Origin of the sequence: Serratia sp. JSRIV001 (assembly GCF_019968745.1) — a bacterium.
Lineage (GTDB): Bacteria > Pseudomonadota > Gammaproteobacteria > Enterobacterales > Enterobacteriaceae > Chania > Chania fonticola_B.
The window spans coordinates 4,967,829-4,981,446 of record NZ_CP074147.1 but is presented as its reverse complement, the minus strand read 5'-3'; the positions used below and the strand labels follow the sequence as shown (position 1 = coordinate 4,981,446).

The 13,618-nt window shown below is 50.8% G+C and carries 12 protein-coding genes and 5 pseudogenes; 10 read left to right on the top strand and 7 right to left on the bottom strand.

Features of this window, described 5'->3' with window-relative positions:
- Positions 1-57 precede the first annotated feature (57 nt).
- Positions 58-666, bottom strand: coding sequence for a TetR family transcriptional regulator (locus KGP17_RS23140; protein WP_223498437.1), 609 nt, complete (start codon positions 664-666; stop codon positions 58-60).
- Positions 667-797: 131 nt separating this feature from the next.
- Between KGP17_RS23140 and KGP17_RS23135 the strand changes: the two genes are divergently transcribed.
- From KGP17_RS23135 to KGP17_RS23125, 3 genes are all read left to right on the top strand, one after another.
- Complete coding sequence (locus tag KGP17_RS23135) at positions 798-2,297, top strand: SmvA family efflux MFS transporter (protein ID WP_223498436.1); 1,500 nt, start codon at positions 798-800, stop codon at positions 2,295-2,297.
- Positions 2,298-2,707: 410 nt separating this feature from the next.
- Positions 2,708-2,917, top strand: a complete 210-nt coding sequence (locus tag KGP17_RS23130; RefSeq protein ID WP_223498435.1) for a DUF1471 domain-containing protein — start codon at positions 2,708-2,710, stop codon at positions 2,915-2,917.
- A 607-nt stretch (positions 2,918-3,524) separates the two neighbouring features.
- On the top strand, positions 3,525-3,845 hold the full coding sequence (locus KGP17_RS23125) for a fimbrial protein (protein WP_223498434.1): 321 nt from the start codon (positions 3,525-3,527) through the stop codon (positions 3,843-3,845).
- A gap of 257 nt (positions 3,846-4,102) precedes the next feature.
- Here the strand turns inward: KGP17_RS23125 and KGP17_RS23120 are convergent.
- From KGP17_RS23120 to KGP17_RS23095, 6 genes and pseudogenes are all read right to left on the bottom strand, one after another.
- Positions 4,103-4,270 (bottom strand): annotated as a pseudogene (locus KGP17_RS23120) (IS3 family transposase); the annotation flags it as partial.
- A gap of 208 nt (positions 4,271-4,478) precedes the next feature.
- Positions 4,479-5,420, bottom strand: a complete 942-nt coding sequence (locus tag KGP17_RS23115) for a hypothetical protein (RefSeq protein ID WP_223498433.1) — start codon at positions 5,418-5,420, stop codon at positions 4,479-4,481.
- 172 nt (positions 5,421-5,592) lie between these two features.
- Positions 5,593-5,786: pseudogene (locus tag KGP17_RS23110) on the bottom strand (hypothetical protein); the annotation flags it as partial.
- A gap of 76 nt (positions 5,787-5,862) precedes the next feature.
- Positions 5,863-6,051 (bottom strand): annotated as a pseudogene (locus KGP17_RS23105) (IS3 family transposase); the annotation flags it as partial.
- A gap of 4 nt (positions 6,052-6,055) precedes the next feature.
- A pseudogene (locus KGP17_RS23100) lies at positions 6,056-6,307 on the bottom strand (transposase); the annotation flags it as partial.
- Positions 6,306-6,946: pseudogene (locus KGP17_RS23095) on the bottom strand (transposase); the annotation flags it as partial. The pseudogenes KGP17_RS23100 and KGP17_RS23095, both read right to left, overlap by 2 nt.
- A 413-nt stretch (positions 6,947-7,359) precedes the next feature.
- Between KGP17_RS23095 and KGP17_RS23090 the strand changes: the two are divergent.
- From KGP17_RS23090 to KGP17_RS23060, 7 genes are all read left to right on the top strand, one after another.
- Positions 7,360-7,914, top strand: a complete 555-nt coding sequence (locus KGP17_RS23090; RefSeq protein ID WP_223498432.1) for a fimbrial protein — start codon at positions 7,360-7,362, stop codon at positions 7,912-7,914.
- 69 nt (positions 7,915-7,983) lie between these two features.
- Positions 7,984-8,535 carry a fimbrial protein gene (locus KGP17_RS23085; RefSeq protein ID WP_223498431.1) on the top strand — a complete coding sequence of 184 codons (552 nt, stop codon included), beginning with the start codon at positions 7,984-7,986 and terminating at the stop codon, positions 8,533-8,535.
- Positions 8,536-8,545: 10 nt separating this feature from the next.
- Positions 8,546-11,086 (top strand): outer membrane usher protein, encoded by a 2,541-nt coding sequence (locus tag KGP17_RS23080; protein ID WP_371822071.1) that lies wholly within the window; start codon positions 8,546-8,548, stop codon positions 11,084-11,086.
- A gap of 58 nt (positions 11,087-11,144) precedes the next feature.
- Positions 11,145-11,909, top strand: coding sequence for a fimbria/pilus periplasmic chaperone (locus KGP17_RS23075; protein WP_223498430.1), 765 nt, complete (start codon positions 11,145-11,147; stop codon positions 11,907-11,909).
- A gap of 40 nt (positions 11,910-11,949) precedes the next feature.
- Positions 11,950-12,570, top strand: a complete 621-nt coding sequence (locus tag KGP17_RS23070; RefSeq protein ID WP_223498429.1) for a fimbrial protein — start codon at positions 11,950-11,952, stop codon at positions 12,568-12,570.
- Positions 12,563-13,111, top strand: a complete 549-nt coding sequence (locus KGP17_RS23065) for a fimbrial protein (protein WP_223498428.1) — start codon at positions 12,563-12,565, stop codon at positions 13,109-13,111. The genes KGP17_RS23070 and KGP17_RS23065 overlap by 8 nt, the downstream gene beginning before the upstream one ends.
- Positions 13,112-13,122: 11 nt before the next feature.
- Positions 13,123-13,611, top strand: a complete 489-nt coding sequence (locus KGP17_RS23060; protein WP_223498427.1) for a fimbrial protein — start codon at positions 13,123-13,125, stop codon at positions 13,609-13,611.
- Positions 13,612-13,618 lie beyond the last annotated feature (7 nt).

The window sequence follows — 13,618 nt, the reverse complement described above, 5'->3', positions numbered from 1 at the left end:
ATAAACTGAGCCGATTTAAACAATAAACATGGCGTTACTTTGAGGCTCACTAGATCATTACACCATCAAATTGTGCGGTGGGGGGCACAGCAACTCCAGCTCAATCGCGAAAGACAAATGACGCATAACTTCTGCTTCGGGAAAACCTGAGCTATCAAATGACAGTAAGCCGTCCAATCCACACACCAGCCCGATCAAACGCCAGGCGATATCATCAGCGTTGGCGCTAGAGCGAAAGATTTTCTCATTTCTGCCTTCAACAATTACGTTGGCTGTCGCCTGGTGCCAATCTGATATTGCAGTAGCATAAGCCTCACCCATCACCGGATCACGCTCAGCCAGCAGCATCATCTCATTCCACAGATGCGTTTCCCGCATACCTTCCTCATCCAACGGATATCCTAACACCCTTTGTAGCCGTTCAACGGCTGGGTAACTCTTACTGATCGCGGCAAATGAAGATAACGATTGCCGGGTTAATTGCAAAAAAGCCTCAGCGCGTAGGTGTGTTGCGGAGGAAAAATGATGATTCACCTGACCGACGGCTATTCCTGCTTCCGCTGCAATGCGCCTGACGGTGGTAGCCACAATCCCTTCCGCCAAAGTTACACGTATGGCCGCCTCCAAAATGGCAGCATGACGTTCTTCACGTTTGAGGTAGCTCATTTGGTTTCGCTTTTCTTTGACCGATGTTATTAGCAATACAGCATAGAATTAGTTGGACGTTTGTTCAATTTATTTGTATTCTAATTGAAATGAACGCGTGTTCAAGTTTTTGCTCTATTTGGTGTAACAATATGTCTCAGAAATGGTTAATACTTTACGTTATTATTTTAATGTACCTTCCAGTATCTATCGACGCGACTGTCCTGCATGTGGCCGCGCCGCGCCTCGGTGTCGCTCTGTCAGCAACCGGGGATCAGCTGCTATGGATCATTGATATCTATTCACTGGTGATGGCTGGTTTGCTACTCCCAATGGGAGCACTTGGCGATCGTATCGGCTTTAAACGCCTGGCACTGCTCGGTTCCAGCCTTTTTGCTCTCGCCTCGCTGGCTGCGGCACTAGCGTCTTCTGTTGCTGCGCTGGTTGCGGCTCGTGCTTTCCTCGCGGTTGGGGCCGCGATGATCCTGCCTGCCACGCTCTCAGCTTTGCGCCATACCTTTACCCTGGAGCGGGAGCGAAATTTCGCCTTGGGGATTTGGAGTGCGGTTGGGACCGCAGGAGCCGCAATGGGCCCACTGGTTGGTGGATGGTTGATGGAGTATTTCTATTGGGGATCCGTATTTTTGATCAATCTGCCAATTGTGGCGATCGTACTGGTTGCCACTATGTTTGTGATGCCCAAACAGCCTTTGCGGCCGGAAAAAACATGGCAGATCAAGCAGGCGTTGGTGCTTATCTCGGCCATTCTATTGCTTGTTTACGCGGCTAAAAGTGGCATTCGGGGTACATCCGCTGCGTATGTGACCCTGATGATCGCGATCATGGGCAGCAGCCTGCTCATTTTCTTCGTGCGCCACCAACTGCGTGCTGCGGCACCTATGATTGATGTTCGGTTGATCACCCAGCGTGTGATTGCTGTTGGCATTGTCATGGCATTGACAGCAATGATTGCTCTGGTCGGTTTCGAGCTATTACTGACGCAGGAATTACAGTTCGTGCTCGGTAAAACGCCTCTTGAAGCTGGATTATTCCTGTTGCCTCTGATGATCGCCAGTGGTGTTTGCGGCCCGATTGCTGGCAGGTTGGTCACTGCATTTGGTCTTCGAGTGGTCGCTACTTTGGGGATTTTCCTCAGTGCCGTGAGTTTTTTCATTCTTGCCGTTACCGATTTTACGCATCAAATCTATTTGGCGTGGACTGGCATGGTGCTATTGGGATTCAGCGTTGAAGCCTCAATGCTAGCTTCAACGGCGGCTATCATGACCTCTGTACCGAAGGAGAAGGCAGGGGCTGCCGGTGCACTGGAAGGTATGGCCTATGAATTAGGAGCAGGGCTCGGGGTGGCGGTCTTTGGTCTGCTGCTGTCAGGTACTTATGCTGCCACTATCATGTTGCCTGGCGAGTTACCAGTGGAACTGGCAGCACAAGCGCGAGCGTCGATCAGTGAAACCGTTCAGGTTGCACAAAATATGGATAATAATATTGGTGAGCAACTCATGAAGGCTGCGAAAGTTGCTTTCTCTAGCTCACACAGCCTGGTTCTTGGTTCTGCAGGCGCTATGTTGCTTCTGCTGTCCGGTATCATCTGGCGCATTATGCCCCGAAAGGTTTCTGCTGTTGAAACGGCGTAAGGCTGAGAGTCAGCATCAACAGGTTCACCCTCGTAACTGGCCATGGATGGCCCCCCTTTGAACGGCTTCTGCGCTCGAGGTTTATATTCAACGGCGCAAAAGTGGAAGCAGGCTGTCTTCGTGAGCATTAATCTGGCATTGGGTTCCACACGAGCAGCTATCAGCTTGTTAAAGCACCAGTAAACCTGAAGCGAACATTACCATATGATTTACAAGCTTTATAAGATGGGAGCCATAAAGTCATATGGCATGATTCCTATTGATTTCGACTGTTTTTTTCACCACACAACAAATAATCAGCCTTGACTGTTTGTTTGTTGTGTGGTGGAATGGGTGGGAATTTAATCAAACCTAATGGGGCACCTGTCTCAAAAAGTTTGAATCCTTATAACGCTTGCTTTGGAAAAGTTATGAAATTAATTAAAAATCTTCTTATGGCATCAGCATTGTCGCTGGTTTCTTTTGGCAGCTATGCGCAAAGTATTACTGCAACCGCTTCAACTTTGGATGAAGCTACAGCAAAAATCGCGGCCATGGCCAAAAAAGAAGGAGCCTCTTACAAAATTACTGGGGCTTTCAACGGCAACTTTGTGTACATGACTGCCAAACTTGTTAAGTAATTGAAGTACCAAAGATCGGGGTTGATATAAAGTCCTGGTTGTAAGGCTTGGACTTTTTTTAAGGATAGTGCTGAGAGGAATTAAAGAAATTGATGGGTAGGAATTGTTCCCATGTAATATGTTATCGGTTGGCGCTTTAAAATATTAGCTACCAAGTGTTGATGTGAAATTAGAATTACTTACCAGCACACCTGGTCATGATCCAAGGTGCGTTCGGTGGTAGAAGCCCCTCAGAGCATATTTATGAATGAGAGGAGTGGTGATAAAAAGATAGAGGTGGGTCGGAGTGGCAAGTGCAAGGCCGTGTGTTAGGTAGAGCTAAGAGTAGTTTGCCTGTTTAGTGCCGCGTCTACTATTCGTAATAAAGTCATCTGTTAATGATGGGAATAAACGAGTATGGAAAATAATGGAATTTGTCGAATGCTAAGCAGAGCGCTAAAAGGTAGATGGTGCACGAATTGCCATTTTATACATGAAAAAATATCTTCGAACACCTGGTGGCAACGAAAAGCGATTTACTTGGCGGGATTTTTTCTGTCATTGATGTATTCATTTCGACAAATGGTTGTAATGTTTCATCTCGTAACCTCAATGCAGACTTGGTTCTGTGCCACAAGATGTTAGGTTGTTTATTTGTCGCCCCAGCCGAATGAGGAGTATTAGTTATTTCCTTGGAATTGTGACTTGGAATAGTGTTAATAATGCATTTGATAATATAGTTACAGGCTCGCCTGCTTATAGGGTGGGCGTTCAGATGCTGGATGTTAATAATAATCCTATAGTGCCGAATAGAGATATTAATGTGGGTGATGTAGATGGAGCACCTGTTAATATTGGTCTCAAGGAAAACTATAAAATTATTCCTGGAAAGTCGGTTACTGCAGGCAGTGTTCAGTCTCTCATTGAAGTAAATTTCACTTACCAGTGAATATTTGACTCTAATGGAATGGACGGTGCGCTGGGCAAAGTTGCACTGGTCTTGAGGGTGAATCGGCTTTGTTGAATAAATCGAACTTCTGACTGCAATCAGGATCAGATCACCACACTCTTGATCCTGTAGCGGTATGGGTATGTGCACATCAAGATGTAAGTGCAGTGCATCAAGGAGTAAGGTGGTATTGAGACTATAATTTCATAGCGACAATGTCCATCATGAATGATCTGCGCCCCAGATCTTGGACAACCTTATGCAGCTTGCCTTAGTCGGTATTCTATCGGACTAAGACTTCCAAGTTTTTCCTTTATCCTCAATTTGTTATAATAAGCAATGTATCCGATGATGTCTCGCCTCAAGTCGTTCACATTTTTATATTCATTCAGGTAATAACATTCAGATTTCAATGTTCCAAAAAACTGTCTATAGCCGTATTTCTGCCATCCCTTCCTAGTTACGTAAACTCAGTGAGTAAGCCAGAGACTAGCGAACACATTGCGTGATAATACAATGGGATAATGCAGGCGACAGAAGGTGTTTCGAATCAGAGGTATGGGTAGGTAACATCACAAAAAATGGCATGTTACCTAACCATGCCTAAATGCAGCAGCGCCGTACTAATCGGAATTAGTACCGATATTTTTTAGAGAACTCACCCGTGGTATACTTTCCACGCGATATATTAACAGCACCAGAAACTCTTATCTCTGGCCGAAAGAAAGAGTTTATGATGTTGTTAAGCTGTTGAGTGTCACTAGTCGTGAGAATCAATGTTCTATCCTCATCAGAAAGAAGTCTGCTCGCACTGATTATATTATAGGCCAGGCCATAAATTGATGCGTCTCTACCATGGAACATAACATCGAAGATGCTAAGACTTTGCCTTCCACTCTGTAGTATTTGTTTTCCATTACTACTGATACCCTCAATGTGTACATTTACCCATTCCATGAGTAATTGATCTAATAACGTCATTGATGCATATTTCAAAGACTCGTGATTGAATTTTATTTTGTAATATAAATTTCCGAATCGACTACATGATTTCCAGATCGGCTCTCCAGCTTCTAAAGAAAAGAAAACGTAATCCTCATTTTTTAATGAATCAATATCAGACTCAGAGTTACTTAAGTATTTTACATTATCCTTTAAAAGTCGAGTTCGTGATTTTAAACATATATTTTCATGGCTATCCTCAATTCTAATTTTAGTCGCATGTACAAGATAAAAATCCTGCCGCATAAAAAAGTCCAAGAATGATTTTTCCCCTTTACTAAGTTGCTTTGTTTTCATGAAGCTGTCTGCAAAGTTGTATCGCGATATCATCTGAAAATCGAGCTGTTCATAATGCTTTATTCTTTCAGCATCTTTTTGGTATTTTTTGACAAAGTCAGAGATGGAGTCGGCCCAAAGAGGATCGCTATATCTATGAATTTTCTTTCGGTCATCTTGAAAATACTTGCCAGAACGCATGGTTGTGTAGGCTGATTTTGCAGACTGTAAACGTTTCTTTTCCAAAAAATTAATGAAAAAACGGGTTATTATTTCACTTGCTTGGTTCTCTGTCATTAATCAATCGTTAAATTTGTGGTGAAAAGTATGCATGAAGTTACATATTTCTCCGTGAGAAGTCAACAATCAGTCTTGAGTGATTATTACTGTGCGCGTTAACGGGCTATATCCTCGTAGTCAATGAAGAGGCTCCGTCGCATTAGTGACATGACGCTGGAAAAGTTGTATCGATAGTAACCACCTCGAGTTTGCCTCGATGGTCAATAGCCTTGCAAAAGAAGCGCCGCAATGCAGCTGCAGCGCCGCATTTGGTGGTCAGCAAAAAGTCGATGGTTTGAGCAGCAGCATGGAATGACCAACAACAATATCGCGCTCTACCATCATCTTTCCCTGGTTGCGTAAACTCAGTGAGTAAGCCAGATAACAGTGAGTATATTACGCGATGATATCGGTGTGGATAATGTTGGAGTGACCATATTCCAGTAGACAGTTTCTGTCCTCACGGCGAGGCCTTTTCGAAGTCCTCCGGACTTACGCCACCGAGATGACTGTGGCGCCGGGTACGGTTGTAGAACACTTCAATATAATCGAAGATATCCGCCCGGGCCATGTCCCGGGTTTTATATATTCGCTTTCTGACACGTTCTTTTTTTAGCGAACTGAAGAACGATTCTGCCACAGCATTGACGCTCCTATGTCAACGGCCGCAGTTGGGCTCGCCTCAAATCAGTTAAAATAAGCGGATAAAGCTCTCGTACGATGTAGCGTTTAAGGCAACGTAAAATTTCTTTTGTCGACAGTCCTTCTCCTGTTCGACGTTGCACATAGACCTTTGTTCGAGGATCGCTGCGCATGCGTACCAGGGCGATTGTACACAGCGCATTATTCGCCTCACGTGAACCACCGCGATTCAGGCGATGCCTGATGGTTTTACCTGAGGATGAACTCCCGCTGCACACGGTTAGGGGCTATCAGTGACGGCCGTCCTCTGGTTCCACGAGCTATCTTGTAACCATTTACGGCACGTATCCTGTTTTGTTTCATGATCTTGGCTACCCGGTTTCTACTACACGCCTCACCGACTTCACGCAGATCGCAGTGAACCCTGCGATAACCGTAAACACCGCCGCTCAGTGCATAAGAGTTTCGGATTAATTCCAATAATCGCTGGTTATCCTTTTCTCCAGCAGAGACAGGGCAATGAAGCCAGACGTAAAATCCGGCACGGGCAACTTTTAGAACTCGACACATAGCTGCGATCGACCAGACATCACGGTGATCGTTGATGAAGCGGTACTTTAGTCGGGCTCCCTTGCAAAGTACCGCGCTGCCTTTTTCAGAATATCTCGTTCTTCCTCAGTACGTTTAAGCTGCGCTTTCAGCTTGAGGATCTCCGTTCTGGCCTCCAGTAAATCCTGGGCCTGATGTCCGCTGTTATCAGGTTTTACGGAACGCAGCCATTTATAAAGACTGTGTGCTGACACGCCAAGGCGTTCTGAAACGTCGACAACGGAATAGTCCCGCTCAGTGATCTGGCGGACAGCTTCTTCCTTAAATTCAGGGGTAAATCGTGGTGTGCCTATAGACTCCTCCTATGCTCAAAATATAGGCCAGATTTGTCTACGGGTTCGGGGTCACTCCATTACTAAGTGAGCGTTGTATCTAATCCTGGGGGCAGGTCATCCTGATTGGCTGCTATAGGAACCAGCATAAGCAGTTCCGGTAAGTGAGTTCAGTAACTATATATAACATCTTAAAAAATAGCTGATTACTAAACTGCACTTTAACGTAACTCATCTGTGCAAAGGCTTGCTGCGGGATTACTTACACTTCTTTAAATTAATCAGTCTTGATTGATTTAAAATATATACTATAATGCACAAGCAAGTATGCCTACGCGTTCCGTCTTATGGCCACTCAATGTGAGAGTTTTGGTTGGATGTTAAATTCGGTATGTTCTTAATTTTATTGTTTTAATCAATGTTATGGTGAAAAAATGCAACTGAACAAAATCATGATGGCAGCTGTACTGAGTCTGTCTGCCGTTTCTGTCGCCCATGCCAACCAGGGGCAAGGTGACATCCTGTTCACTGGCTCCATTGTTGATGCGCCTTGCTCGATAGCAGCGGACTCCATCGACCAGACTGTTGAGCTAGGGGCTATTTCCAATGCTGCGTTGAGCGCTAACACTAACACCGGTGAATCAAAGCCGATGCCGTTTACCATTCAGCTGGAGAACTGCATCGTTACAACTGGCACTACCCCAGCCAGTGCCAGCAAGGTTCAGGTTAAGTTCCTGGGGACCACATCCAGCTATGACGCAGATAGCCTGGCACTGGTCGGTGGTAATGCGGCTGGCGCTTACATCCTCCTTAAGCAGGCCGACGGAAAAAAAGTAACGGTTGGTACGCCGACCACCTTGCAGCAGTTTACTGACGGCGCATCTCCGGCTCTGACCTTTACGGCGAGCCTGAAAGGCAATGGTGGTACTGCAGTCATTACGCCGGGTAGTTTTAGCGTCCCCGTCCAATTTCAACTTGCCTACCAGTAAATCTCAATATTTGTTTGACCCGTCCCGTGGCCTGCCGCCACGGGCTATTTCACCAATTGGAGTCAGCCGATGACGTGGATTCAGTGGGGACAGAATCGGGTGGCGCCTTTCCTGTTGATAAGTTTGACCGTCGGTTTCGCGAGTGAGGCCTTCGCCCGTGATGCCGGCCATGGGCGTGTCAGCATGAAAGGGGCTATCGTCGAGCGCCCCTGCGCCATTGATGTGGGGGATCGTGACCAGACGCTGGTAATGGACACAATTCCTGTTAGCCAGATTGTGCGTGACGGGCGAGGCCCTCAGAAGGCCTTTTCCATTCGTCTGGTGGATTGTGTGCTGTCACGGCTTGACCCACATAAACCCGACTGGCAGGGCTTTACCGTGACCTTTGACGGGGAAGGTGACCGGGGGCATTTTGCGGTGTCCGGTGAGGCGAAGGGGGTTGCGGTGGCAATAGCCGACGAGGTGGGCAACCAGGCCCAGCCGGGGCGGATGATGCCCCCGGCCGCTATCATCCCCAGCGAGATGCTCTTGCGTTATACCGTGAATCTGGTTGGCAATCGGGAAACGTTACGTGCTGGGGACTACCACTCGGCAATACGTTTCAGAATGGATTATTACTAAGAGTTTCTCTATGGTGCATTTTTTCCCCCGTACCCTTTCTGCCATGCTCTGTCAAGCGGGGCTCGGCTCCACCCTGTTGCTGGGGTCGGTGGTGTTCGCCCATGCCGATGATATTCAGTTCAACAGCGACATCCTGGATTTGAAGGACCGCAGCAATATTGACCTGAGCCAGTTCGCGCAAAAAGGCTTTATCCTGCCCGGAAGTTACAGTCTGGCGGTGAGTCTCAATACCCAGGTGTGGCCCGAGCAGTCCGTGGATTTCATTGCACCAGAGAATGACCCCAAAGGCAGTCAGGTTTGCCTGACTCCTGCACTGGTTGCCCAGATGGGGCTGACCGACAAGGCGTTGTCCGAACTGACGTGGTGGCACCAGGAGCAGTGCCTGAATGTGGAAAGTCTCAAGGGAATGGAAGTGCGTACTGACCTGGGCACCTCCACCCTGTATCTGAGTATGCCGCACGCCTACCTGGAGTACAGCAGCCCGGACTGGGACCCGCCAGCACGCTGGGAAGAGGGGATCCCGGGGATACTGCTCGACTACAACGTGAACATGCAAAATCAGCAACAGACCCGCGGGGGGGGTGGCAGCGGCACCCGCGTTAGCGGTAACGGGACCACCGGGGCCAACCTGGGGGTATGGCGTTTACGGGCCGACTGGCAGGCACGCTATGACAGTCGTTCGCAGGGCCGGGGTGAAAGCCGTTCGGGGGGGAATGGTGTCAACCTGGACTGGAGTCGTTATTACGCCTATCGCGCCTTGCCGGCGTGGGGCGCAAAACTGACCTTGGGGGAGGATTATCTCAATTCGTCCATTTTTGACAGCTTCCGCTTTACCGGCGCGAGCCTTGTCTCTGATGACAACATGCTGCCGCCGAATCTGCGGGGGTACGCACCGGAGGTGAGTGGTGTGGCACGTCGCAATGCCAAGGTCGTCATCAGTCAGCAGGGCCGCATCATCAAGGAAGTCCAGGTGGCAGCCGGGCCATTCCGTATCCAGGACCTGGACAGTGCCGTATCAGGGCGACTGGATGTGCGGGTTGAGGAGCAGGATGGCAGTGTACAGCGCTTCCAGGTGGATACAGCCACCATTCCTTACCTGACACGGCCTGGACAGGTGCGCTTCAAGACCACGGCGGGCCGGGCTTCCGACTGGAACCACCGTGTCAATGGGCCGACGTTTGCCAGCGGCGAGTTCTCCTGGGGCGTCAGTAACGGGTGGTCACTGTACGGCGGGGGGCTCGCCGGCGGGGATTACGCGGCCGCGTCACTGGGTATCGGGCGTGACCTCCTGGCGCTGGGGGCGCTGTCTGCCGATGTGACGCAGTCACGTGCGCGCCTGCCGGGGGAAGGCAATCAGACAGGGGGCTCTTATCGTCTGAGTTACTCCAAGCGCTTTGTCGAGATCGGCAGTCAGGTGACCTTTGCCGGTTATCGCTTCTCAGACAGTACGTTCATGTCGATGAGCGAGTACCTGCAGGCGCGTGACACAGGCATTAGACAGGGCCGCAACAAGGAAATGTACACCGTTTCCTTCAACCAGTCCTTTGAGTCTCTGGGGTTGAGCACGTACCTGAACTACAGTCATCAGTCCTATTGGGATAAATCGACGACGGAACGCTATGACCTGACGGCATCACGGAACTTTGATGTGGGTCGGTTCAGGAATGTCAGTCTGTCGCTGACGGCCTACCGCAACCGGTTCAATAAAACCGACGACGACGGGATGTACATGTCGCTGTCCCTGCCGTTCGGTGGGTCTGGCCGTGTCAGTTATAACGGCTCGTATTCCTCAGGGGATACGCGTAATTCTGTCGGTTATTACGACCGTCTGAAAAACGGCGATACGTACCAGGTGAGTGCGGGGACGGCGAGAACCGGGGCCGACCTCAGCGGTTATTACGCGCGTCGCGGCTCTCAGGTGGATATTAATGCTTCTGCCAGCTACCGTGAGGGGCAATACAGTGCCGTGGGCTTGTCCGCCAATGGCGGGGCAACGCTGACACGGGAAGGCGGGGCATTGCATCGCAGCGGTCTGATGGGCGGAACCCGCATGCTGATTGACACCGACGGAGTGGCCGGTGTACCGGTCGGTGCCAATGGCAATCCGGTCTACAGTAACCGGTTCGGCAAGGCCGTGGTCGCGGATGTAACCAGCTATTATCGCAACAGCGTGCGTATTGATATTGACAAGTTGGCGGACAATGCGGAGGTGCCGCGCTCGGTGGTACAAAGCACCCTGACGGAAGGGGCGATTGGCTATCGCAAGTTTGAGGTGATTTCCGGCGAGAAAGCCATGGCAGTGATACTGCTGGCTGATGGCAGCGTCCCTCCGTTTGGGGCTAGCGTGCTGAACCAGAAAAAACAGGACGCCGGTATCGTGAGCGACAGTGGTCACGTTTACCTCAGCGGGATACGTCCGAATGAGAAGATGGCGGTGAATTGGAACGGCAGTGTCCAATGTCACGTGACCCTGCCGGCGGTGATACCGACAGGTATGACGACGAATCTGATGCTACCTTGCGTAAAAGAGGCTGCATTACTGAATGATTGAGCCCGGGATACATGGGTCCCGGGGGTATCCCTTACTATTTTTGATGAGCAAGATGAAAATGAAACACAATTTACTAAGAGCCTCCCTTGCGGGTGCGCTGATGCTGGTGCTGATGCCGTCGGTCCATGCCGCGATTTCGCTGGACAGGACCCGCGTGGTGTTTCCGGGGAGCGAAAAGTCAGTGAGTCTGAACGTGAGCAACCAAAATCCGTCACTCCCTTATCTGGCTCAGGGCTGGATTGAGGATGCGAATGGCAACAAGCTGGAGGGGGGCGGACCGCTGACGCTGTTGCCGCCGGTACAGCGCATTGAACCGAAAGGTAAGGGACAGATAAAAATCCAGGCCATGCCGGGGCTGAGTCTGTTGCCACAGGATAAGGAAACGCTGTTTTATTTGAACCTGCGTGAAATTCCGCCAAAGAGCAACAAGCCGAACACATTGCAGATTGCGCTGCAAACGCGCATCAAGCTGTTCTACCGCCCGGCAGCGTTGGCGCAGGCGGCAGCTGAACAACAGACCTCGCCGTTCCAGAATAAATTGACGCTGAGTAAAAGCGGGGACACCTATACGGTGAACAATCCGACGCCCTACTACATCACCCTGATTGGTGCCAGTGCCAAGGCAGGCGGTGACCTGCTCAAGGGGTTTGAGGCCATGATGGTGCCACCAAAAGGCTCAGCACCGTTGGGGGGAAAGGCTTCAGACCTGGGGAACAGCCCGGCACTGGTGTATGTGAATGACTACGGCGGCCAGCCTACGCTGACCTTCCGCTGTGATGGCACTCAGTGCAAGGTTGATGAAAGTCGTCGAGACAAGAAATAGCCATCGGGTGGCCTGTCGCAGGGGAAGGGAAGGAGAAAAAATGAACAGAATGAAGAACCAGGCCTTGTCGCGCACAACGGGAGGCGTGATGTGTGGCCTGTCTGGACTGGTACTGATTGCCCTACTGGCTCCCGTGGCGCAGGCCGGCCTCACGGATGGATTGGTTGAGGGGGACCACGGGGTACTGCATGTGTTCGGTGTTATGACCGAAAGCGCCTGTCGGCTGGAGATGCCGTCGGCCGACCAGACGGTGGACATGGGTAATATCGCGACCGGTGACCTGCAACAGGCCGGTGACCGGGGAACTCCGGTAGCGGTCCAACTGCGCTTGCGTGACTGCATTCGCGGTGCTGCAAACAACCAGGATACGCAGGGCAATGTCAGTTGGAGTCCCAACCAGCCCGCCATGTCCCTGACCTTTGTCAGTGAGCAGGATGGCGCCAACCCGCAACTGGTGCGCGCGAAAGGGGTCAACGGGATGGGGCTGCGCCTCAGCGACAGTGCACAGCGCGACATGCTATTGGGTCAACTGGCGAAGCCGGTGTTTCTGACCCCGGGTAGTGACGTGCTGACGTATTACATCACGCCTGAGCGTACCGGAGCCCCGTTGCAATCGGGAGCCTATTTTGCCAACGTCAATTTCAGGTTGAGTTATGAGTAGAGCACGGCATGGACACAAACAGGGGCAGGAAGCGCGGCGCAGCCTGCTGATGGGGGCGCTGGTCCTTGCGGTCGCGATGCCGTCCGCCATGGCCGCCCCACTGGACGTGAATATCCGGGGTGTGGTCGTGAGTGTGCCGTGTCAGATTAACAATAATACCGATATCAGCGTCAATCTGGGCAATGACCTGCTGACCACCCGAATTCCGGCCAGCAACAGCATCTCAACCGGGAACACCTATGAAACGGAAATCCCCTACACCCTGGATTGCACTGTCGCGGCAGGGGCAGGCCAGCAGGTGAGGATGCAGTTGTACGGGACGTCAGCCGGTTTTGACAACGGGGTATTAATGACTAGCAACACCAATCTGGGGCTGGAATTACGCCAAAATGGCACCAGGGTCAGTCCGAACCAATGGTTTAACCTGACGTCTGCAGCGGCAACGCCCAAACTAACCGTGGTGCCGGTAAAGAACAGCGGGACTACGCTCTCCGGTGGTGCCTTTAGGGCCACGTTGACCTTGAAGGTGGATTTTCAATGAGGGCCAATAGCATGAAAAGACCGCTTGCCGTCGCCACCTGGTTGGCGGGCACCCTCTTCACCGGCGTGGCCGGTGCGGTTGACGTGAGTATTACCGGCAACCTGGTGGAGTCCCTCCCCTGTAAAATCAATAACGATGACCCTATCGATGTGGATTTCGGCGATGACCTCATCATCAACAAGATTGATGGGACGGCTTACAGTGTGACAATCTCGTATAACGTTGCCTGTGCTGACACCACCGGCAACGTCAGGCTCAGCTTCCAGGGGAGAGCGGCGGCCTTTGACGCGACGGCTGTGGAGACAAGCAGGGCGGGGCTGGGTATTCGCCTGCTGTTGGGGGGGCGTGTCCTGGCGATAAACAGCACGGCAGGTACGGTCATCAACCCAGCGGCGCTGCCAGTGTTGTCTGCCGTGCCGGTTGTCAATGGCGGAGCGGGCCAGGAGCCTACCGACGGGCCGTTCACTGCCACGGCGACGCTGCTGGCGAGTTATGACTAGGAGAAGC

Excerpts from the sequence above, each read along its gene's own strand:
- KGP17_RS23080 (WP_371822071.1), top strand. The coding sequence starts at position 8,546 with ATGGTGCATTTTTTCCCCCGTACCCTTTCTGCCATGCTCTGTCAAGCG.
- KGP17_RS23070 (WP_223498429.1), top strand. The coding sequence starts at position 11,950 with ATGAACAGAATGAAGAACCAGGCCTTGTCGCGCACAACGGGAGGCGTG.
- KGP17_RS23060 (WP_223498427.1), top strand. The coding sequence starts at position 13,123 with ATGAAAAGACCGCTTGCCGTCGCCACCTGGTTGGCGGGCACCCTCTTC.
- KGP17_RS23075 (WP_223498430.1), top strand. The coding sequence starts at position 11,145 with ATGAAACACAATTTACTAAGAGCCTCCCTTGCGGGTGCGCTGATGCTG.
- KGP17_RS23090 (WP_223498432.1), top strand. The coding sequence starts at position 7,360 with ATGCAACTGAACAAAATCATGATGGCAGCTGTACTGAGTCTGTCTGCC.
- KGP17_RS23130 (WP_223498435.1), top strand. The coding sequence starts at position 2,708 with ATGAAATTAATTAAAAATCTTCTTATGGCATCAGCATTGTCGCTGGTT.
- KGP17_RS23085 (WP_223498431.1), top strand. The coding sequence starts at position 7,984 with ATGACGTGGATTCAGTGGGGACAGAATCGGGTGGCGCCTTTCCTGTTG.
- KGP17_RS23135 (WP_223498436.1), top strand. The coding sequence starts at position 798 with ATGTCTCAGAAATGGTTAATACTTTACGTTATTATTTTAATGTACCTT.
- KGP17_RS23140 (WP_223498437.1), bottom strand. The coding sequence starts at position 666 with ATGAGCTACCTCAAACGTGAAGAACGTCATGCTGCCATTTTGGAGGCG.
- KGP17_RS23115 (WP_223498433.1), bottom strand. The coding sequence starts at position 5,420 with ATGACAGAGAACCAAGCAAGTGAAATAATAACCCGTTTTTTCATTAAT.
- KGP17_RS23065 (WP_223498428.1), top strand. The coding sequence starts at position 12,563 with ATGAGTAGAGCACGGCATGGACACAAACAGGGGCAGGAAGCGCGGCGC.